The sequence below is a fragment of the Treponema vincentii genome, assembly GCF_018336815.1.
GTDB lineage: Bacteria > Spirochaetota > Spirochaetia > Treponematales > Treponemataceae > Treponema.
The window spans coordinates 1,901,326-1,923,660 of sequence record NZ_CP050497.1 but is presented as its reverse complement, the minus strand read 5'-3'; the positions used below and the strand labels follow the sequence as shown (position 1 = coordinate 1,923,660).

The 22,335-nt window shown below is 40.2% G+C and carries 21 protein-coding genes; 5 read left to right on the top strand and 16 right to left on the bottom strand.

The window, feature by feature from the left end; genetic code table 11:
* Positions 1 to 645: 645 nt before the first annotated feature.
* The gene (locus GWP40_RS08745; RefSeq protein WP_230974354.1) at positions 646 to 2,046 is read right to left on the bottom strand and encodes a tyrosine-type recombinase/integrase; all 1,401 of its coding nucleotides are present in this window, start codon (positions 2,044 to 2,046) and stop codon (positions 646 to 648) included.
* A 169-nt stretch (positions 2,047 to 2,215) separates the two neighbouring features.
* On the opposite strand from GWP40_RS08745, the gene GWP40_RS08740 reads away from it, so the two are divergent.
* The 5 genes from GWP40_RS08740 (at position 2,216) to GWP40_RS08720 (ending at position 6,901) form a co-directional block, all read left to right on the top strand.
* Positions 2,216 to 2,542 (top strand): hypothetical protein, encoded by a 327-nt coding sequence (locus GWP40_RS08740; RefSeq protein WP_212565032.1) that lies wholly within the window; start codon positions 2,216 to 2,218, stop codon positions 2,540 to 2,542.
* Positions 2,543 to 2,567: 25 nt separating this feature from the next.
* A complete protein-coding gene (locus tag GWP40_RS08735; RefSeq protein WP_212565031.1) occupies positions 2,568 to 3,392 on the top strand; it encodes a hypothetical protein in 825 nt (274 codons plus the stop codon).
* Between the two features lie 135 nt (positions 3,393 to 3,527).
* Entirely contained in the window at positions 3,528 to 4,385 is an 858-nt protein-coding gene (locus GWP40_RS08730) for an InlB B-repeat-containing protein (RefSeq protein WP_212565030.1), read from the top strand.
* 260 nt (positions 4,386 to 4,645) lie between these two features.
* Positions 4,646 to 6,148 (top strand): TerB N-terminal domain-containing protein, encoded by a 1,503-nt coding sequence (locus GWP40_RS08725; RefSeq protein WP_212565029.1) that lies wholly within the window; start codon positions 4,646 to 4,648, stop codon positions 6,146 to 6,148.
* 72 nt (positions 6,149 to 6,220) lie between these two features.
* Positions 6,221 to 6,901 carry a hypothetical protein gene (locus GWP40_RS08720; protein WP_212565028.1) on the top strand — a complete coding sequence of 227 codons (681 nt, stop codon included), beginning with the start codon at positions 6,221 to 6,223 and terminating at the stop codon, positions 6,899 to 6,901.
* On the opposite strand, the gene GWP40_RS08715 is transcribed toward GWP40_RS08720, so the two are convergent.
* The 15 genes from GWP40_RS08715 to GWP40_RS08645 all read right to left on the bottom strand — a co-directional run bounded on the left by GWP40_RS08715 (position 6,898) and on the right by GWP40_RS08645 (position 22,327).
* Positions 6,898 to 8,517 carry a LamG domain-containing protein gene (locus tag GWP40_RS08715; RefSeq protein ID WP_212565027.1) on the bottom strand — a complete coding sequence of 540 codons (1,620 nt, stop codon included), beginning with the start codon at positions 8,515 to 8,517 and terminating at the stop codon, positions 6,898 to 6,900. The two genes, GWP40_RS08720 and GWP40_RS08715, sit on opposite strands and share 4 nt — an antisense overlap.
* Positions 8,518 to 8,521: 4 nt before the next feature.
* A complete protein-coding gene (locus GWP40_RS08710; protein WP_212565026.1) occupies positions 8,522 to 10,444 on the bottom strand; it encodes an apolipoprotein A1/A4/E family protein in 1,923 nt (640 codons plus the stop codon).
* A gap of 1 nt (position 10,445) precedes the next feature.
* Positions 10,446 to 13,034: a fibronectin type III domain-containing protein gene (locus GWP40_RS08705; RefSeq protein ID WP_212565025.1), complete on the bottom strand. Its 2,589-nt coding sequence runs from the start codon at positions 13,032 to 13,034 to the stop codon at positions 10,446 to 10,448.
* Positions 13,031 to 13,510: a hypothetical protein gene (locus GWP40_RS08700; RefSeq protein ID WP_212565024.1), complete on the bottom strand. Its 480-nt coding sequence runs from the start codon at positions 13,508 to 13,510 to the stop codon at positions 13,031 to 13,033. Before GWP40_RS08700 ends, GWP40_RS08705 begins: the two co-directional genes overlap by 4 nt.
* Positions 13,452 to 13,772, bottom strand: coding sequence for a hypothetical protein (locus GWP40_RS08695; protein WP_212565023.1), 321 nt, complete (start codon positions 13,770 to 13,772; stop codon positions 13,452 to 13,454). Before GWP40_RS08695 ends, GWP40_RS08700 begins: the two co-directional genes overlap by 59 nt.
* A 7-nt stretch (positions 13,773 to 13,779) precedes the next feature.
* A complete protein-coding gene (locus GWP40_RS08690) occupies positions 13,780 to 16,332 on the bottom strand; it encodes a coiled-coil domain-containing protein (RefSeq protein WP_212565022.1) in 2,553 nt (850 codons plus the stop codon).
* Between the two features lie 79 nt (positions 16,333 to 16,411).
* On the bottom strand, positions 16,412 to 18,559 hold the full coding sequence (locus tag GWP40_RS08685) for a phage tail tape measure protein (protein ID WP_212565021.1): 2,148 nt from the start codon (positions 18,557 to 18,559) through the stop codon (positions 16,412 to 16,414).
* Between the two features lie 14 nt (positions 18,560 to 18,573).
* Positions 18,574 to 18,717: a hypothetical protein gene (locus GWP40_RS08680; protein ID WP_212565020.1), complete on the bottom strand. Its 144-nt coding sequence runs from the start codon at positions 18,715 to 18,717 to the stop codon at positions 18,574 to 18,576.
* Positions 18,718 to 18,734: 17 nt separating this feature from the next.
* A complete protein-coding gene (locus GWP40_RS08675; RefSeq protein WP_212565019.1) occupies positions 18,735 to 19,316 on the bottom strand; it encodes a hypothetical protein in 582 nt (193 codons plus the stop codon).
* Positions 19,317 to 19,393: 77 nt separating this feature from the next.
* Entirely contained in the window at positions 19,394 to 20,362 is a 969-nt protein-coding gene (locus GWP40_RS08670) for a hypothetical protein (protein ID WP_212565018.1), read from the bottom strand.
* Between the two features lie 66 nt (positions 20,363 to 20,428).
* Positions 20,429 to 20,797, bottom strand: a complete 369-nt coding sequence (locus GWP40_RS08665; RefSeq protein WP_212565017.1) for a hypothetical protein — start codon at positions 20,795 to 20,797, stop codon at positions 20,429 to 20,431.
* Between the two features lie 12 nt (positions 20,798 to 20,809).
* A complete protein-coding gene (locus tag GWP40_RS08660) occupies positions 20,810 to 21,205 on the bottom strand; it encodes a hypothetical protein (RefSeq protein WP_212565016.1) in 396 nt (131 codons plus the stop codon).
* On the bottom strand, positions 21,202 to 21,594 hold the full coding sequence (locus GWP40_RS08655) for a head-tail adaptor protein (protein ID WP_212565015.1): 393 nt from the start codon (positions 21,592 to 21,594) through the stop codon (positions 21,202 to 21,204). Before GWP40_RS08655 ends, GWP40_RS08660 begins: the two co-directional genes overlap by 4 nt.
* Positions 21,588 to 21,965, bottom strand: a complete 378-nt coding sequence (locus GWP40_RS08650) for a hypothetical protein (protein WP_212565014.1) — start codon at positions 21,963 to 21,965, stop codon at positions 21,588 to 21,590. Before GWP40_RS08650 ends, GWP40_RS08655 begins: the two co-directional genes overlap by 7 nt.
* Before the next feature lie 17 nt (positions 21,966 to 21,982).
* The gene (locus GWP40_RS08645) at positions 21,983 to 22,327 is read right to left on the bottom strand and encodes a hypothetical protein (RefSeq protein ID WP_212565013.1); all 345 of its coding nucleotides are present in this window, start codon (positions 22,325 to 22,327) and stop codon (positions 21,983 to 21,985) included.
* Positions 22,328 to 22,335 lie beyond the last annotated feature (8 nt).

The window sequence follows — 22,335 nt, the reverse complement described above, 5'->3', positions numbered from 1 at the left end:
TGAGCTGTGAGCTGTGAGCTGTGAGCTGTGAGCTGTGAGCTGTGAGCTGTGAGCTGTGAGCTGTGAGCTGTGAAATTATGCCGCTGGTTATGCGCGTGTCAAGCCCCTTTTGCAAATATGCAGCATATCTGCGTTGTCGCATCGCCAAAACTATACATCCTTGTATAGTTTTGACTGTGAGTTTCGCATACAGACGAAACTCACTACTGGTTAATACAAGCGGCATCCATGCCGCTACTGCAAACAGTCCTCGACGTATCAGAACCGCCACGGACGGCGGTGGTTCTATGCAGTAGCACGTTTGCATTGCAAACGTGTAGGTAAACAATAACTCTGTATCAGGAAAAAAACGCTAAAAGATAGGGTGAAACGCTCGTTTTGAGGCGTTTTTAGTACATATTTTTAATTAGTTATCTTACACTTTATCTGTCAAAAAAACTGTGTAGCTCTAACTATTTTTATATTAAGCTATGAACGCATTCTTGTCAAGCATATTTTTATTATTTTGTTTGTTTTTGTTGATTTTCCAGACTTTTTAGCGTGTTTTTGCAAGTTATTTGTATACAGCTTTCCTGTCAGGCGTATAAAGTGCCATTCAAAAAGCGTGAAAAAAAATGTCTTTAAGATAGCTATTTCGTACCAGCTTTACTCTATAATTTTATCGAGTGCGCCGACTGCCTTGTATTTGAGTTGTTCCATTTCAGGCGTATAGTGATCGGCATAGTGCCGCACCTCTGCTATGCAGTCGTGCCGAGTTAAAAACTTAAGCTCTTCTTCTGAAAAGCCGGCCATGCGTAAAAAGGTAGCAAACGTATGCCTATAGCTGTGGAGCGTCAAATTCGTGCGCTTCATTCCTAATCGTCTCATTGTTCTATTAAAATCATCGTTAAAACTTTCATAGCAGAACGGTTTATGCGCATCTCGAGGGGAGCTAAATATGAACGCCTCCGGATCATCTTGATATGGGTTGCTTTCAAGGTGTGCGAGCAATTTTTCTGCAAGGTCGGCGGAAAGAGGAACGATGTCGCTGCGTTCTGTTTTCGTACATTTAAGCCGCTTGCCGGTTCTGCAATAGTTCTTGTCAACCTTGAGCGCATATCCGTCTGAATTTTTGATAAAATCTTGCATCTGAAGGGCTTGTATTTCTCCAATGCGGCAACCGGTTTTAAACAGTACTTCATTGATAAGCCAATTTATTTGAGAGCCGAACGGATTATGCTCGCTATTGAAAAGTTGCCGGATTTCCTCTTTTGTAAAAGTAGCTTTTTCCGCCTCTTTCTTCGCTTTTTTTCGCGTAGCTTTTGATTCTCTCGTTATCTGCTGTGAAATATCCCGCGCAATGAGGTTATTACGATACGCAAAACGAAGGGCTTGAATACAGATGGAGTAGTATTTGTGCATGGTATTTTCTTTCAGCTTACCTGCTCCTTTGATTGCGCCGAGCATTGTATCAATTTTCGTACCGGTTATTTCGGTAAGCAAGCAAGAAGGAAAATACTGCTCATATTTTTTGATGCAGGTTGTATGATGGTAAAACCGCTCAGGATTTGGCGGAGTTGCGCCGGTCCGTATCTTGCCCTTAATGAAAGGACTTTCCTTATAATTCCAGTAAAGAAGAATGTAGTCATAAAAGGTGAGCGTTGATAGCTGGTCTAAAATCGGCTTAATCTCTTCCGGAGCATCTTCGTATTCTGCGGCTGATACAGAGTACGGCTGTACGGAGTTGTTATGACAAACAGCACCCTGTACGCCTTGCACAATCGTATCAATGGCAGTTTGAGTATACGCCTTTATGTCCGCGTCGATAACATGAGCTCCTTCATCCGTTGCTGTAATGTTATTGCCGACATTATACCGTACTGTACCGGTACGGTCATATTCTGCCCAGCACCGACTGGCAAAACGTGTCGCTTCATTTCTATCCCTCGTGCCGGTACTTTTTGCACTCATATATTTACCGGTTTCTTTATCTTTTAATTGGTAATAGAGAATCCCATTGGCTTTATTTCGCGGAAAGATACACCACGGCTGTCCTATGCTTTTCATAAAAAGATACCTCCTCAACTGATAAGATTTCTGCTTATGGCCATTTTCGGCGACAAGGTGGAGATTCTTTAAATACTCTTTTGCGTTACGCTCTTTCTATGTGATATTATTTTTGCGTGAACTTGCAAACCCACCCGCTTTCGCTTATACTTTTGGTGAGGAGTAAATAATGTATCAGGACTTAAAAACGATAAAAATCCTGTCATCGACATTGACACAATTATCAGGGGTTACTCGCGATCTAATAAATTACGGAAATTATAACTTATATGCGATAGAGTGCTCTGATACCCCTTCTGCAAAATATATCTTATCGAACGGACAAAATTTATTACTTTCTGAAAGCGGAGCTGTTATTAGTGTTTGTCCAGATTGTGCAAACATTACATATAAATATATTATAAAATTTTCTGATATTCCGATATACAAAGATAGCGATAGTGAAATGTTTAAAATGGAATTAACGCAAATGGTTGAAAATGTATTACAGAATTGATAAGACAAATACACAATGGATTTTTATGCTTACAAGCGAAACGGAACCTGACGATAAGCATTTACATGATATAAATTTTGGTGTAAACATACTCCTATTAAAGAATGTTCCTTTTGAAAATATTACGCTTATCATTGACGGCGACCATTCTAATATAGAGAAAATAATTAAACCATCTAACAAAAAAAAGATTAAAATCTTTAATCCTGAAGATTTTAAGACTATTTTATCTTGTATAAAAAAGGATTTCATAGTTTTAAATGTATTTGGACATGGAAATATTGATGGTCTTGCCGCAAAAGTCCCTATAAAACCTCACATATTCATAAACACGATAAAATCTGTTTGTTCTGCAAAAGAAGTTTTTATCTTGTTAGGGTCGTGTTATGCCGGTATCTTTAATTATCCGAATACAAAACTAAAGGGGCGTTTTTTTACACCCAATATAGTTATTATGGGGGGTACAAACCTGACAAAAAGCATAAGTATTCCTATCGGTAGTTATGGTAATAGTTGGGAAGCGAATATAATGCTTTTTGCTTTCTTTGTTGCAATTAAAATGGCAATTGATATTGACGGCGATGGACATTTTTCTTTTATGGACGCATTCAAATATATGACCTATGTTGTTAACGAATGTTGTTTGGAAATAGAAAAGATACAACGACTAACAGTAGTAAACACAATACGTGAATATGAACTTTTTATTGGAACATTAAAAGGTAAGCTCGATACGGATATGACACAGGAAGAAAAACAAAAAAAAGAAGAGATGGAAAAAAACATTACAAATGGATTATATTCATCAAGAGCCGTGGATATTAAACGCAGAATCGGCTATCTACACTGATATTTGTCTATAATTCCCAAACTCTTCGCCCGCAGGGATTGCCCTCTTCTACCTTTCAACGAAAACCGCTGCTCATCCCGCCTTGCATTTTTCACGCCGCTTATAGTATACTAATTGCACTGAAAGGAGTTTACTATGAAAAAGATTGCTGTTTTGTTATTGCTGGTGTTGGCGACGCTGTTTACCGCGTGTAACACGCCAAATAATAATATGCAACAAAATCTCTCACAAGATACAAAGACAGAACAATATAATGTCAATTTTTCTGTTTCTGGAGATGGCGGAAGTATTACTGCAAAAATAAATGGAATGGATAAGATTTATACAACATCGCCGATCACCGTTGAAAATGGTAAAACTGTTGTATTTACCGCAGTCCCTAATGAAAATTATGAAGTAGATTCTTGGTCAATCCCAATTTCGGATACTACTAAGCGCACAGTTTCTATTACGGTAACGAAAGACATCAATATTTATGTAAGTTTTAAGAAACAAGACCCTTTTGCGAATGAAAATAAAAGTATGGTTTCTGAAAAAAAACACATAGAAAAGGATGCATGGGTTTTGCTTATGTCCGGCAGTAAAGATAATTTTACTTCTAAAATTTCAAACAATATTGCTTTTCTATCATTAAAAGTAGAAAATAACATGTTTCCCATGTTTATAATACTAAAAAACATAGAACAATCAGGTGAAATTAACTTTTTTATATCTGCGGCTATAACAAGCAATGAGTATAAGACCCCAAGCCTAGGAAAGGATATACAAATAAAACTAGCAGATAGTTCGATTATGGGTTTTGATTGTTTGCCGAATTTTGAGATAACAAACAAAGGATTACATAGGACAACTCTGACTGCTAAAATACCACTGAAAGAAGTAAATAGGCTTCGTAAACAAAACGCAGATACCACAGTACGGATAAATTTTGATGGAGGTACGCTTGATTTTACATTGCCTCCATTATTTTTTGAATATTTACGGGAACTATAAATAGTTATTTTTTTTAATCACATAAGAGCAGCCCCCCCCTTTTTTTTGTTCGGAGGGCGGGGCCGCCTAAAACCACCGCCCTATCCGCAGCTTGTCGTTATCCGCCCCATTAAACGTATACGCCCTTCCGACAAACGGCTTCGGGCAGTCGCTGCCGGAATAGGCTACCATCTGCAACCTGTTGCCGAATCAGGTAAACAAAAATGTTTAATTATTTAGCTTTTGTTTGTTTTAGCCGATTTAAAAAGAAAGGGATATGTATGTCTGTTTTTGATTTATTTAAGCGAAAGAAAGCTAATAGTAATTTAGTTCCCCAAGAAAATGTATCTCAAAAGCAACACGAAAATGTTTTTGATGAAATAAAACAAAGGGAAATACCATCGGCAGAGATCAGTCAAGAAGTTATTAAAAGAATCCATCCTGATTTAGAAGGTCTTATCTGGATAGGAGACGGTAAATATAAAAATTATACGCAAAAACCTAAAAAGGTGTATGAATATAATGTTGGCTGTATTACTTTTGTTTATGAATATAACGAAACAATAGAACCTAGTGTTATTTTTACAAAACTTCCCATAAACAAACCAAAAAATGCGGAAAGTGTTGAAAAATTGCATTATTTCCCCTGTTACGGTTCAAGAGATACAATTATGCCTCATTCAGAATTAACCCCTGAACAAAGATGGAAGTATTTAAATTTCTTAACTAATCCATATATAGCTGATATAGATATAGGCTATGTTTTTCTCTTGTACTATGGTCTTGAGCGTCATTTGTTAGATGGTGATTTTGACAGAGCAATGACTGTTGTTTTAAAATTAAGAAAAGTACACAAACAAAAGTCTTTTCAAACGTATACCGGCAATGCAATAATTCTTGCCAGCATATTAAAAGGAAAAGGTGAGTATGCGAGGGATTTTTTCTATTCATTAAATCAGGAAAATGAATATGAATATATCTTTTCACATAATTTATATTTACTTGGGGCTTATAGTTTTGATATTCCGCTGACAGCAAAAGATATAGTGCGAATGGCACAAACTTTTGAATTTTCTAATAGAAATTATATAACAAAATACTACGATATATTTTTAAAAAATCTTGATACTCTTTTAACACAGAAAACAGGAAAAAATACTGTGAATCTGAAAGACTATATTACACCTCAAGAGATAAAAAAACTGCCTGTAATTGATGAGTCAATATTTGTAAACTATTCACTTGATGTAAAAGTACCGGTTACTCGTGTTCAAGACTGTTTTAAATTAAAACGTGATATGAATGTTTTTTTAGAAGCTGCTCACGAACTGACAAAATTAGAACTTGCTGAATTGCGTAAACGCGGAGATATAAAACCCGAACCTAAAAAAACTAAGAAAAATGTATATTTTCAAGAAAATCATATAACTGCGGCTTTTATGGAATATAAGATAAATGTTGAAAATATAAATGAAACAGAAGGAATGATTGATTTTGATAAAAATTTTCGAAAATATGTATCGACGTATGAGAAAGCTAGAAACATTGAAAAAGACGATATTACAAAAGCTATTATATTTTACTTAAAAATTTTAGGAAAAACTACACCAACAGGATCGTCTTATTGGGAGCGCCCTCTTATTTTGCTGGAAAGAATAAAAATGTATAATGAGGCTTATTTTATCTGCCAAAGAGCTGCAAAAGTTTCAAGAATGCCTCATGTCAGAATGGGAGATTTTGACCTAAGATTAGCAAGACTTGCAAAAAAAGCAGGAGTGCAGTAAGATGCTTCAAGCATAATCGCAGCATTTGAGTTGTTTCTTTTATTTGCTTATATTTTTTGTAAGGAGTTCCCTATGAAAAAATCTGTCTATCTTTTATTTGCGTTATTTATGCTGTCTATGGTATCCTGCAATTATGCAACGAATGCGAAAGGAAATACTATGACAGAAGATCCGATGGCAAAAGAAAATAAATCATTAGTTCAAGAAAAGGAATATACGTCAAAAGATGCGCATTGGACGGTAAAACTTACCGGTGAATTAAAAGATACCAGAACGGACGAAGAACTATTAGCTGATGTTCCTCGAAAAGAAGATATCGTTAATACGGTTACGTTTGATGGACGTCCTGCTACGAAGGGCACAAAAAGTTCTAAAGGTATGTATTTTAAAGTATACCTTGAATTGCAAAAAACGGTTAAATATGACACAAAAAAAATAACGTTTGTTTTAAAGTCTAAACTTATGACACCTATTGTTATAAAAGCATCAGAAACACAGCCTATTCAAATAAAATTTTCTAATAATGATGTAGTAGACATTCATAACGTTGATATAACATATCAAAAAAATAACGATCCTGAGTTTGAATATTTAGATGTAAAAGATACGATAATGAAAGCAGAATTATCTCTTGATATCATCAATCGATTGCGGACTGCCCAATCTAATATAACGATAGTATTTAATGCAAGTGATGACAGTTTTACATTGCCATTACCGCCGATATTTATTGAATATCTAAAAGAGTTTTAACTTATCTTTACAAATCCGTTCTCATCTCTGTATAAGATATTAGGGGTTGACGCTTTCCCGAAAGAGATATTAGGGATCATTACGGTCTGTGAAGGATTATAGGTATAAAAAGCGAAATCATATTGCGATGCTCTGTAAGCAGCCCATCCTTTAGATTCGTCATTTTCTGTAAAACTTGAATATATATATCCATTATCATGTCGTGAAACACTTATAATTCCTATTAATGAACCATTATTATTTAGTAATTCTAATTTTATACAAACAAAACCGGTGGTCAATGTAAGCGCGCGCCAACGTTTATAAATTATACTTCGTATTGTATTGCCTCCATAGATACCGTCTCCATAATGTTTTGTTATCAAAGGATTGTTATAATAGTAGCCGCCTAAGGAGTCATAACTCCCAACAGCGCTAATCTTGCTTGCGCAAGTAAACGCATCATTCCCCTTACTCCACGAGAATTGAAGCGTTGGGGTAGTATTACCGGTATTGATTACCTTAAATCCCTGACAGTCGATTTCCCCTTCAAATTTTGCATTCTTCATAAAGGCGAAACCGCTCGGATTAACACTAAAGACTACCTGACCATTGTTTTGAATCTTCAATCCGTTATCTTTGTCAAACCATGCTTCAAAATCTTGATTTGAATTTTTATCACTGTCAATGCGTAGCTTTTGTACGATAAGTTCTTTTAAGAATGCTTGGTCGGCGGCAAGTTTTTTTATAAACGCTTCTTGCGCGATGATTTGTTTCGCAAACAACGCTCCGAAGTGTCCGGTTTCCTTCATCAGCTCATCGATTTCGCAGATGTGAAGTAAGCAGGCGTGATACTGCTCTGCATAGTCTTTTTCCGGCTCTAAGTTTATCCACAGTGTACCCGTCCAGCGGTAACACACCCCGCACTTCCATCCGCCTATCGTTTTAGCCATCAATACCCAGTCGCCTGCGTTTGCATCCTGCGCGCCGAGTCTCTCTCCCTTCGTGATTACCGCCGTTCGGGTTGCCGGTACCGTTTCGGTAACGCCTAAGTATTTTGGGGTAGCCGATTGTACAATTTTTTCAAGCTGTTTTACCTGCGTACCCTTACTGACTAAATAAAAGAGCCCGTTTATCTCCCCTTGTGTAAGTACGGTTTTATATACCCGCACCTCATCGAATGTCGCATGTGTGCGCCCCCCGCCGATGCTAAAACCGTCAGCCATATCTACCGGCTTGTCTCCTGCCGGTAGGCTATACACCTCTTTCGCATCCTTGTAGATGATAAACCGATCATTCTTTACAAAAGTAAAACACCAATGCACCTGTTCTTGCTTGTCCTTAATATCCGTAATTGCCTTAAAACCGTTTATGACGACGGTTAAAAAGTCGGTTACATTATCAAAAAAGATGCGTATATTCTTAAAGCGAAAAACCCCGCGCGGAGCATCGGATTCTACAACGCCGTCCCATTGCCGCCAAAGGGAAACCGATAGCTCGTTTCTGTCGCCTGCAAGGGCGATTGTGCCGGTTCCCGCCGGTAAATAACATGCATTGCCTGAAACCCCCGGCACTATTTGCGCATCTTCGGTGAGTATCATATTTTGCCCGCTGGGGGCGTAGTTGATTGCTTCCATAAGATTAAAGTCCCTTTTCAATTAAAGCAAAATTGGAATATTCGCAGCGAACCCCGTTTGTTTTTCCGTTTTCTCCCGAATAGCACAAAAACCGTGTATCATGTCCAACGGTATAAGTAAAGACAAATTCAAACTTTATCCGGCACTGACCGTTAATAACAGGAGTTTGACTTTCTACTAGTATTTTTTTTGTTGTAAAATCATAAAAAAGCACTGTAACAGCGGCAGGATTCCCCGATAACACTTTAAAATCCGCCTCAAAAATATACCTTTTTTCTTCGGCAAGAAAAGGCTTTATAGGGATAATCTTATAACATGAACTATCATCCGCTCCGGCATCTAAAGCAATCTGCATCGTTTTAAAAGAAGGCGGCAAAAGCGTATCCAAATTATCAACCGGCACCTGTTCATCGTCAACAAAGAGCGCTTGTATAGGGTAATTGCTGTAACTGTAATCATAAGATTTCCAAAGGACTAAACGTACCACTTTAATAGAACCGATAAGTTCGGTATTTGCGATAACCTCTTGTGCAGGTATTTTAAAAAACTTAAAACTAAAATCTTTTAATAAAGGTTCTAACGGTTTAAAAAGCTTAAAAGAATTACATACGGGTTTTTCAACTTCGCTATACGTTATATTCGTAGCATACCCGCGAATATGTAAAACTCTCAAACAGTTTTTATCAGCACGACTAAAGAGCAACCCTATAATGATATTTTTTTGCACCTCACGGTATGGTAAACCTATCTCTGTTTCATACTTGCTATTATTATTTAAGAAATAATGTTGACTATAATAATATAAATTACTTTTGTAATATCCTTCGCTCATGCTGTGTAAATCTGCTAGCATAAAGTTTGTATTTACTTCTGCCGTGCAGTATCCATAGATAGCAATCCCGTAGTTAGCAGGGTACATTCCTTCAAATGCAATATATGAAAATCCATCCTCATCAGGCATAAGGTCTTTTGCATAAAAATTAAATACAAGCGGCTTTATTTTTTCTACATTAAAGCAATCATATCGCGGTAATGCTTGATTATAGAAAATAAGCGCGGCGTTTTCAACGTCGAAGAATTTACTATAGCCTAATACGGTTACCGGTTTTTTATTCGTATTGCAAATGCTCGCACGTAAGACATATTGATCACCATAATAATAACCACTATAACAAAGTAACATAAGGATACCGTCTTTTTTCGGTAATTTTATTTTTTCTATTCCTTGCAATGGTTTTGATGGAAGAATGGAAGAACTATTTGGTTTATTCATAAAAAAGAGAACATTATTATATAAATCTTTATACCCGTAAGCGAATTCTTGCAGCTGCGATTGTGTTATGTTTCGTAAACGCGCCGCTTCTTGTTTTGCCGCGGCCTTAAAGCTGTGCACCTCCGCCTCGAGTTTTTTTTCAAATGTTTTTTCTGCCTCTTCTATTTGTAAGCCTGTTTTTTCCGATAACGTGTTTAATATTTCAATGACGTCTTCCTTTGCTTGTAAGGCAACGTTCTTTAATTTCCCATTCTCTTCGTCGGCTAATGCTTTGTACGCTGCTTCCGCTCTTTCTTTCGCCGCGTTTAGCTTCTCCAAGTTTTCCGCGGTTAGCTGTGTCAACGCATTTTCTGCCGATACAATTAAGGCATTAAGCTCATTCTTTTTCTCGGACGCCTGTTGCTCTAATTTATTCCCCGCGTCAACTACGCTGTTTTTCAACGCAATCTTAGCCTCTTCAATTGCTTGCTCTAACGCCGCTTTCTGCGCAGCAAGCTCGGAGGCTATATACTCTTTTGCATCCTGCTTAATCTGCGCAATGACCGTATCTCCCATCGCCGCAATAGCGGCATCTTTTGCCTTTTCGATAAAGTTGTTATACGCAATCGTTAAATCTTCCAACGCTTTGCCTAATTGCTCATTCGTGTACGCCATACTATACTCCTTGTACTGCCTTAATAAATATTTTTGTTCCCTGCACAGTCCCTTCAAGCTTTGGACGTAAAGGCCATCCGGTAATAGGTTCCGTGCCGGTATGAAAAACACGTTTTACATACGCGGTTAATTCAGGGAAGACATCGGGACTAAAGGGGAGACCGTTTGCTTCTAAAAAACCGTGCTTGTAATCATTTTCAAAGAAGGTTTTAATTTCTCCGATAGGGCTATCATATCGTTGTATTGCGGTTAGTGCATCTGTTTTTATTATTTTCTGTACCGTCCGTTCTTTTTCAATAAGGAAAAAATCTTCATCGTCAATATATGCTACTCTATCATTTACGGATAATACGCCGCCCGCTCCCGCTTCTCCCTTAAAGTGCCAAACATTTCCTTTAAAATCGACGAGTGCATAACAACCTGCGCCGTATGTTTCCGGTTTAATATACTGCGTAATAATACGGGTATATGCTACATCAGTTTTAATCATCACGGTATAATTGCCCGTTAATTTATAGACAATCTGATACTGCTTTGCGCCGTTGCCGTTTAAAGAATCAAAAAAAAGGTGTAAAACAAAATCGTTCTGTAATTCACCGGATAAAATAATGACATTATACATCGCTTCGGCAAATGTCATTTTAATTGCTTGTTTGCCGGTGCAATCGTATTCGACAATTTTATTTTGCCATGCCGTATAGGAAGGATTAACTTGCGGCAGCACTTGGGGTGTTTCATCGAAGCAGGTATGTACTAATGCGTTTTCGTCTGATGGGAAGCCCATATCAGTAGAAAGCGGACGGCATACAATCTCCGCCGTATAATCCGATAAAAGACCTTCGGCAACGGAAGCCACACTAAAAACATAATCGATATCAGATTTCAGCCGTTCAATAACTTCTTGTTTTTGCTTAGTATGCCGGTAGTTATAAAAATCCTGCGTCTTTTCCTTCCATCGTATTACAAAATCATCCCCGTCAGCATCCCACGTTATGCTAATCGCATTTTGTTTTCCTGTTGCTTGGACTCCCACAGGGGGCTTTACTATTTTACGCTCCGTATCGCTCTCTTTTTGCGGGATAAGGGCTGAAAGAGGGTTAAAAAGAAATCCGCCGATACCGAATTTTTGCGTGAGTTTATTTTCTTTGTATGAAATACGCTCTTCTTGTACAGTAACTTCATACACTGCGTTACTTTTAGGATGGACTAGCGAGACTTCATCAAACAGGCGGATGGGTAAAAGCGTTTCGACTTCAAAAACCGGATTTTCTTCTTTCCGTTTTTCTTTGAGCTTTTTTAAACCGATTTTTTTCAGTTCTTCCCTGCTTTTTATTTTATTGTCAGTAAAGGTATCTTCTACCGTCGCTTGATTATCATACGTTCCTATTTCAGGGATGCGCACATAGAGGCGTTGCTGCTTTTCCCCCTCTCCATAGCAATGAAGCACGTTTGCCTTTTGAACGGTCTGTTTTAATTCTTTAATAACGGTATTATTTAACTGCTGGGCAACAGTATCGCTTGCGCGTAAAAGATACGTTGCTTGAGCCTTTTTATTTTTTACTAAACTGCGTTCAAAGGTGAAAAAAAGACGCCCCTTTTCAAAGGTACAAGCGGTATCAAAGGGGTATTTTTCCCGTATCTTTTGAATTGCATCCCATAACGTGATATTTGAAAGCTCTATCCCGTCTACTAATTCATTCATATCAGTAGGGATGGATTTAATTGCAAATTCAGTCTTTTTTCTAGTAATAATCTCAAAAGCGCGGATGACCGGTGTAAAGCCGCGTACGGTTCTATCGACTAATATGTTATGCTGATTATATACTTTATGTGTTGCAAAATCCTGTATCCAGTCGGCATTGTGATAGGTCAGAACAAAACGCACTGCAACATATCGCTTATCGCTTGCAATTTTTACTCCCGATAAACTGCTATCGTGTTCTTTATCGCGGCGGGGAGAAAGTACCGGAGAATGGGAGAAATCAACATCGGTTATAGTAGTGATAGGGGTATCGGAGGATGCTGATTGTACGCTGACGGAGACTTTTTCACCGGTTGTTGCAACCCACCTGATATATCGCTGACCAACGGCATCTCCACAATCAAAAGCGAATGTAATGGATCCTTGCTCATAATAGTGGATACTGTCTCCAACTTCCCTGTAATCAAGGTGAATATCGCCGTCTTTTATTTTATTTAATCCGATGTTGACTTTTTCGATATAATCGGTGAAATCCTCTAGGGTTGATTTTTGAATATAATCGAATCCGTATATTGCATCGGCTAACACAAAGCTCAAAGGCTTATTATCCCATCCGTGCCAGTTTTCAGGGATGCGGTAATTTTTAAAAAGACTTTCAAGCGTTTTTACGCTCGTGCTTGTTTTACTTTCACTACTCGAATGCTCGGTAAGGACAACGGTTTGTATTTTTTCCGTCCCCTTGTAAAGCTCCGCATATTTTGCGTTTTGAGGATAATCGATAAGGTCGAGTTTACCGGTTCCTTCCTTGTTCTTTTTCTGTGAAAAGCTCCAGCCGCATTCATACGTTTTTCCAAGCCGCGCGCCGTCTTTATCGTAAAAGATAATCATAGATATCTCCCATTGAAGGCAATGGTAACGGTTCCCGCCGGAACATAGATTGAAACAGTGTTATGGCCGGATATAAAGTACAAGGGGTGAATAACGCTTGAAAGCGTTAAAAGGCGTGTGTAGTCTTCTCCGTCTAAAAAGAGGTTTCCGTCTTTATAAAGGAGCGTTTTGCCGTGCGGTATCGCTATTTCGCGGGAAATGGCAAGCTCCGTTCCATTACAGCGCACTAAAAGACCTGAAACCTTTTCGATACCGCTTATCGCAATCTCCGGTATGGTGGATATATTCCCTTCAGTTACAATAGATATGTCTTGTCTTCTCCCTGCAATCGTTTCTATTTTACGTTGTCCATAGCCGAACGGATCAAAGGCTTTAAGGGTAAAGCTCATCGTAAAGACTTTATGAAGATTTTCTCCATTATAGTATGTTACCTGTATCTGCCCCGTTAAACGGCAGCGGTAAAAAAATGGTATCATCGTCATCGCGGTAAACGATTAAATCTTTAGCACTTAATAAAGAGAGTAACCTGCTGCGCTCTTTTTCTACTGCGCAAGCAGAATCAGTTGAAATAGTTCCCGAACATTGAAATGTCTTACTGCCGTACTGTTCTTTTCCGGTTAGGTATTCCCCATGCAAGTCGTTGAGCTTCACCGCTTGCAGCTGGATTGTTGAAGCGCTGCTTGAGGCTGTTATCCATTTGGGAATGTCTAACTCTTTTTTCTCGTCAAATATTCTCATAGCTTTTCTACCCTGCCAATGCCTCTCGTACAATTTCCGTTAAGACTGCTTTTAAGTCGGTTTGTTCGGTTGCTGTTATGTTAATGGTACTATTGTAGGAATTATATGTAACTGAATTGATAATAATTTGAGTAGCGGTAAGATGCTGAATAGTCGTTTCTTTTAGATCGATAACCTGATTGATTTTTGTAAAGCCTTCGCGGATCGCTTCAAGCAATACGTCCCTGTCCGCCCCTGAAAGTTGTTGAATAATAGTACCGGCAGCCCGTGCTTTTACCTCTACCCCGCCTTCTAATGACCTCGTAATTTTTGAAAGTTCGGCCATATTCCCTTCTAAATTATCATAGAGATTTTTTAGTTTATCAATCGTACCGGTTACTTCGTCTCCGGTAATTTTGCCGTCTTTCATAATATCTTGAATAATCTCATCAACTTTCTTTTTTATACCGGCGTTTTCAACAGCGGCTTGAATAATGGCTTTTTTCATTTCAGAAGCAAAAGATTTCTTAAAACTTCCCCAGTCTGCGTTATAAGCTGCCTCTCCTAACGCAGAAGAAATCGCACTGGACATACTATCCGTAAGCGCTTTTTGAAAACCTTCCCCGACATCGATACCGAGCATTTTAAAAATTTCTTTAATGGGCTTACCGTATTCTTCTGCAAGGCGTTTTAATTCATCCTTGTCCATTTTTTTTATTTGCGTTAAATCAGCTTTCTCATTCGGATTGATCGCTTTTATTTGCTTATTCAATTCAGCTAATTTCTGTTGCGCTGCCTCATACCGTTTTGCACTTCCTTCAAGTTTCGCAATTTCACCATTTAGTTTTGTAACCTCTTTTTTGACATCGCCTTCCCACATACCGGCATAAAAGCCTGTTCTTTGATGATGCCATAACGATTGTTGCCGTATCCCTTCATCACGAAGGCGTACTAATTTTTGATACGCATCGTATTCTTTTCTTGTCGCCTCCATTTCTTGTTTTAACGGTTCTTGCTCTTGTTTTAGTGCGTTTATCTGATGCGCACCTGATCCTTTAAACCCGCTAAATATATTATTCACTAACTTTTCAATAGCGCCCTGCAATCCTGAAAACAAAACCATTTTATCAACGACCAATTTTTTAATTATGTCGTCAATAGATTTTGAAAAATTGGTAAAATCCCCACTTTGAAACCCGTTTGTGATTGCTTGCAACAGTGAAGTTGCCGCTTCTTTCATTGGCGCTTGGCTTTGATCGACAATGCTTTTATGAATATTCTCTACTATTTTTTGTGCCGCTTCATTGGCGGTTTCTTTAGCGCTATCAACAATTGTCTGTACTTCTTGTTCAAATGCTTTCACACTTGCGGCGCTAACGGCTTTTAATATCATCCCTATTATTTCGATTGCCGCCGTTACGGATTTTATAACGGCTTGAGTTATAGGGTCTCCTACCATATCGCCTATTTTGTTAAGTATGTCGGCGCTCGCTTGCATTGCAGCAAAACCGTCAATACCGCCTTGCTCGATAGAGTCTGCTATTACTTTGGTAAGAGATTTAGCAATGCCTATGCTGCCTTGTAAGTATGCGTTAGCGGCAGCCGCTTTTGCGTCTTGTTGTTGCTTATTAGCGTCTTTATTCACGGCATCTTGTTGTTTTTTTGCATCCGCTTCTATTCTTGCTATTTCTTCGGCATTATCTTTTGCCGCTGCTATTTTTGCCCGACTATTTTCTTCAATAATTTTTAAAAGCCGTTTTCTTTCTTCTTCTATGTTGATAAGCTGTATTTGAAGTTTTGATTTGCCGATTTTTTCAATATCGATCAGCCCGCTTTTTATATTTGAAAATGATAGTTCCGCTTCGTTTATGTCTACCCGTATGTTTTGTGCCTTTTCTTCCAACTGCCGAGAATAGGCTTGCATTGCCTGTAAATCTTGATTGAGAGCTTCAATTTCTCTTCCGTTTTTGCCGTTTTTTTCTGCCGCTTCAAGCAGCGCTTTTGTCTTTGCAATTTTATCGTGCGTAGCGATTATTTCTTCTTGCGTTTTTTTGAGCTCTGCTTGTAATTCCTTTTGCTGTACTTGATACCGCCCGAACGCATCGCTCATCAGCTTTGTTTTGGTAAGCTCATCGCCGAGCGTTACGCCGGAGCTTTTCTCATCGTTTGCCGCGCTTTTTGTTTCAACAGTTATTCCTTTTCCAGCGCCTTTTTTCTTATCTTCTTCTTTAATAAATTGTTCGATAAGTGCAAGCCGTTTTTCCTGATATTCTTTTTCAACGGTAATGCTGGATTGCCCGTATTCTTTTGCTTTTGCGAGTTTTTCTTGATAGAACTTATCGAGTTCTGCTATTTGCGCTTGGTAAGAAGTATCTTTGTCTTTAGCACCGGTGTTTTTATGCCCCTTGCCTTTTTCCAGCTTCGCTTGTTCTTGGGCTATCGCATCAAAATATTGTTGTAAGCCTTTGGAGTCGAGGGTGAAAATCCTATCAATATCTTCCGGTTCTATGGCAATGAGTTCTTTTAATTTTGCTTGTAAAAATTTTATCCGCTCTTGAGGAACGCTAAAACTTTCTCCCATTTTCTCCGCATAGCGTTTTTTCTCATCGATGATCTTCTTTTCCGCTTCCCATTCTTTCGCAAGACGAGCCAGCTCTTCATCATGCTTCTTTTTTTTGCGGAGCGCTGTTAATGTTATTTTCTGCTGTTTCTAATGCCTGCTGTTTTTCAATCGCTGCATTAAGCTCTCTTTGGGCTTGTTCATTCTCTTGAATAGCCGCAGCTGTTTTTTCAAACGCAGCGCGAGCAGACTCTGCGGTATTTTCTGCCTTTGTTTTAACCGTTTCAAATGCTTTAACAATACTGGTAGTGTCCCATCGTGTTAATGAGATTTCACTGGCAAGCCGCGCCTTATCGGCATAGTTTTTTAATGTAGTATAAATACGCGCCGCTTCTTCTTTCCGATTTTCTAACAAGGCAAGATCATATTCCGATTTAAGATATTGCGCTTTTGAATAACTATTTGCTGCCTGCTCCATTTTGGCAATTGTTTTTTCTAATGCCGCTTGTTGGCTTGGAAGTCTCGCGCCTTCCGATGTAAGAACCGACTGCGCATGAGCTACGTTGCTTTTTGCCTTAATAAGAGCCAAATTATTAAGGATTTTTTCACTTTCAATGCGCTTCCGTATCGCTTCGGTAATTGCCTGTTCATTCTGTATAACCTTCTGCCCTTGCGCATCTAACGCCTCAGTTGCGCCGGGGACGATTGTCTGTAGTTCCTTTAAAAGATTGTTATACCGCTCCTGTTCGTCCGCCGTTCTTTGCGTTTTGTTTTTTAAGGTGTTATATTCGTCAAAAAGAGACTGTATCTTACGTCCTTCATTTCCTTGCTTTAAGGCATCCTCTTTCAGCTTTTTAACTTCTTCTACGCTTCGCTTTGCGCCGTGGATATAATCTTCATGCGCTTTTTTCACCTGCGCAATAATGCCGAGGGCAATAGCACCAGCGGCGGCAACGGCGGCTCCCCATGCTAAAACAGGATTTGCCGACATGACAAGATTGAGCTGCACCATTTCAGCCTGTATCTTTTTAATGCCGACTGCAACAAGGAGTAAGGGACCGGCAGCGGCGGCTAATCCGGCAAGAGCAGTTCCTGCCGTTTGAACTCCTACCGGCAATTCATTAACAAACTGTAAAACACGGGTAATGCCTTTTGCAAACGTATCAACCGCAGGGATGATATTTGAGGTGAGGGTAATTTGAACGGCTTCAAAAGCGCTTGAAAGCTCTGCCTTCGTATTGGCAAAAGAAGCGTTTTGAATATCCTGCATCTTTTTTGCCGCCCCGTCGGATGCTTGCAGTAAGCCGTCCATCGTGCGGATGGCATCCCCGCCGCCTTCGATCAGCGCTTGCATACCGGCAGCGGCTGCCTCCCCGAATAACTCACTTGACTTTGCAACATCGATATTTGCATTTTTCAGCCGCTCGATTATGTCGGCAAGGTTATTGGTTTTCGGATTTACCTCATCATAGCTTACCCCTAATTCTTGGAGTTTCTTTTTGACATCATCCGTACCGCTTGCGAGCTTTTGTAAACCCGACCGTAAAATAGTGCCCGCCTGCTCACCGCCGAAACCGGTATTATAAAGCCGCATTAACGCAGCGGTTGAGGTTTCAAGACTTACCCCTAAACCGGCAGCGACGGGTCCGACATACTTCATTGAATACGAGAGCTTTGTCATATTCGCTTGGCTTTTACTGATAGCCAATGAAAACACGTCGGCAATGTGCCCTGACTTTTCTGCTTGTAGATTAAACTGCGAAAGGGTAGAAGCGATCGTGCTTGAGGTAAAGGCTAAATCGCTTCCGGTAGCCCCTGCGAGCTGTAACACACCGTCGAGGCTGTTCATTGCTTGCGCAGCTGTTTGTCCTGCGGAACCTAAGCTATAGAGGGCATCGGCGGCTTGACTTGCGCTAAAGCGGGTACTCGCTCCCATGTCTTCCGCTTTCTTTCGCAAGGCTTCCATTTCGGATGCGCTTGCTCCCATAACAGAAAAAGTATTCTGCATGGACTGTTCAAAATTCGTAAAGGTATCAATCGCGGCTTTTCCGAGTAATGTTAAAGGGAGTGTTACGCTTGCAGAAAGAGCGGTACCGATAGCAGCGAGCTTCGCATTGATGCTATCAACTGCGTTATCAATATCCTGCTCAAGTTTTGCAAGAGAGCGATTGGATTCTCTAATCCCTTTTTGAAGTTTGTCTGTTTTTAATGCTAATTCCGCATATATCTCGCCTAAACTCTGTCCCATCTACCTAACCCGTTTTATGTATCATCCTCTGCAAAGGTCTCTGCCATATCTTTTTGAAATTGTTTCTCTCTTTTTTCTTTTGCTTTCTGTGCTTTCTCTTTTTCTTCCCGCTGCTGATTTTCTCCTTCAACAGCAACGAGACACGCCTCATCGAACAAAAAGGCTTCAAAATCGTTTAAGCCTCTGATGTAGCTACTGGGCTTGCATCTGTAGTATTTTGCGAGCCTGCCGAAGCGGGCAAATTGAACGCGCCCAAATTTTTTTTTACATCTTGCTCCCAATCGGTAAGGTAGAAAAGAAAAAGATCGTTTAAGAAATCTTTAGGAATAACATCATTGAGGCTGCTTTCATTGATGCCGCGAATGTTCAAAATAGCGTCGTAACATTCCTGATACGTCGGAGTTACCATACTTTTTTTTGCAAGTTCAACGAGGAATTCATCTTCTTCCTCTTTCATCTTTTTAAGGTCAATTTCTGATACTTTTAAATCTTTTGCGCCGATGGATTCGCTTACGCCGTTGACAAATTTATACAAGATATTCGGAAAATTCCCGCAGGTTAAAAGCTCTTGAAAATTCGTTTTGTGAATAAAAAACTTTTGCTTACTTCCGTTCCATAAAAGCTCTACCCATTCGCAGGTTGCAAGGGCAAGACGCTGGGCTTCACTTTCCGGCACTTTTGTTGCTTCTTCAACGGCTGTTTTGATTGCGCTGTTTCTCCTTGTCTTAGTGAAAAATGATTGTATTCTTTCAAACATAGCGATTGCTTAAAACTCCTTTCCTCTTGAAGGTGGATTGAAGCCCGCCTAAACAATAGACGGGCTGATGATTTGTTTTACCCTTGTACGTACTGCGTGTAGTCGGCAAGTGAAATTTCTTTGATAAACTTTAACGGTAAATTGCTGCGCTTATTTTCCCCGCCGGTGCCTTGCAGTTCGACAGCTCCAAAAGCATCTTCACTTGCTTCGCTTCCTGTTGGCGTTGTTTGACACGAAGGGAAAATAACCGCTTTGACGCGGGCATAACTACCTTTTGTGTTTTGCCCCTTTTCGTACTGCTCTACGAAGTAACGGAAGGTGACAAGCGGCGGGCTTCCAGCATTGTCGATATACAGCTCTCCCGTTTCCTCGTTGTACGTGTTGCCGGTAACAAGGGAAAAGAACTTATTCGGCAGGCTTGCAAAAGAAGCGGTAATATTGACACCCTTTATTTTATCCGCTTCTTTTACCGTACAGCGAATCCCGTGTCCACTCGTCGCATCAACCGTTTTACCGCTTTCCTTGTCAAAATCATCTTTGAAGCTCTTTGCTTCTTTGGTCGAAACATAGCCGACAATACCGAGTAATTCGGCGAGTTTCCCTTGAAACCCAATCGGGGCAAAAAAGGGTAAATCCCCTGCTGCCTTTGTGGTGATTTTAAGGTACTCCGCATCGTAATCTGATCCGATGTCCGTTTTAGCCGCTTTGAGCTTTATCCCTTTTGATTCAAGGGCGCTAAAGGCGGTATTGAAGTCTTTTACCATATCAGCGACACTCACCGCTTTTTTATTCGCAGCGGTCGAGGCAAAGGTAAAGGTTTCTCTTTTGGTGCCGTACAGAACCGTCAGCTTTAAATCGTCCCCCGTCCAGCCGTCAATGTTGAACGGACCTATTTTACCGATGAGTCCTCCCCTGTGCTTTCTCACTTCACCGGTTTGAGGATTGGTATCTTCCCAATCGTTAGGAGACGGCCAGCTTTTGTCAGCATTCAGACGCGCTGCCTGCATCTGTCCGATTGAATACCCGTATTCGTTTTTCTTTTCCATAAATCTTTTAACCTCCATTTATAGGACCGGCACAAAAGCTTATGATGCTTTTTCTTCCGGTTCCCTTTACATAAAACCTCCGCCGAAAGAGGGGATTTTAAAATTAAGCTGCTTTGAAATTGCTCCAAGAGAATCCTCTACGAGGTCTCCCGAACAATCGACGTATTGCACTAAAAAGACGCTCTCATCGTTTATCCGTTTAAGATGCTTCCCGTCCAATGCGGAAATAACTTTTTCACATACCGCATCAAGAAGCGCAAAGTCTCCCGCCGCAACGTAAGCCGTAACGGTAACCATATTCCAGCGGCCGAAAGTTGTTTTAATGCCGTGTTCAAACTGCATAATCAAAAACGGCTTTTTTACCGTTTTTCCAACGTTGCCGATGTAATATACCGGATAAAGTTTTACCAGTTCCGCATACAAGGCGCTTCGCATCGTTTCCTTTCCTTATTGTCGTTTGAGCGCTTGTCCGCACGCTTTTTCGATACCGTCGAAAAACATACCGGCATGGGCGTTCCGAGTTGGACGTAATATGCCGTACTTTTGCCCAAATAATTGCCCATCCGCTAATTTCCGCTCTCCGTTTTCAAGCCAATAGCCATATTCTTTTCCGGTGTTGCCGTATAAATCCTGATAAATCCCTGCCGATATTGCCTGTGACGAACGAGAAGCAACACCGCGTAATCCCTTGCGGGCATCTCCTGTTCGATCAGTCCATACGCGGTTTTCTTTCGCATACCGCTCCATACTGGCGGCCGTTTCGCAGGCAACCATCTCGCAAGCGTCGAGCATTTCCTTTTTTACCGCCTCTAAGTTTGCAAAGACCGCTTCCATCCCTCTCATTCGGCTGCCTCCCGTATTTCTTTTGCCCTGCCTGACATCTTGTAGGCATTCTCCGGCGCATACCCGCCGATAGTGATCTTTCGGATAAAAACGACTTCATACCGGTTGCCTTGAAAATCGAATAAGTCGCCTGCTTGAATATCCGCATCGTGGAATGCGGTGATATTGACGATATGCGTCTTTAACAATCCTTCTTGCAAAAGCCGGTCGGTTTCGCTGTGTGAGATTTCTGCAATCCGCACCCGCTGTATTTCCGTTCGCTTTTCTACTTCCCTTACATTGCCGTATTCATTTTTCTCTCTTTCACGGCGGATAAATGCAAGAAGAGACGGGTTCACATCGATAATACTTTCCGTGTCTTTCCGTAATTGTTTGACAGTATTTACCATAGCGCCGCCTCATCATCATCTTTTTTACAGCAGATTAAAAACGAAGCACCAGCATTTTTCCGCTCCGCCTCCCATGCCTCTTTATACCCTTGCGCAGTTTTAAGGCAGAGATTCACATAATCGGCGACGGTGTATTTTTCAACACTTTCTCCGCCTGCACTAATGCTTTTTATATCGCCTCCATCTTTTTGAATAATGCCCGCTTTTTGCGTCCATAAAAGGTAGAGCGCATGATTTTCACTTTCCGATATCTGCAATGTGATAGTTAAATCAAGCGTAGAAAAATGCGTATTTTCTTCGCTGCCCCCGTCCGGTATTGCTTCGTTAAGCAGAGTGCGGATTCTTTGTATCAGCTCTTCGGTGATGATCATGCGCTGCTATCCCCCTTCTATGTTTGCGGATTTGTTTGCGCTTGCGCTTTCTTTGCGCTTTCAATCGCCTGCAAAATATCAATATCACCTGCCGCTTCTTTCAAGTCGTGTAACTCTTTTTCCGCCGCTTCAAGTGTTTTGATCTTTGCTTTTAATTCGCTTATCTTCGGCTTTTCAACGCTGTTTTCGTTTTCTTCCGACGCTTTAAACGGCGTTTCAAAAGTTCCCGCAAGCGCAGGATTGAGCGCTTCCCACGCATCTCCTTCAACGGTATAACTGTTCGTTGCATCACTTGCCTCATGCTCAACATACCAGCCGTTAGCGGTTTTCATTATACGTAAGGTAATATTTTCACTTCCCATATCATCTC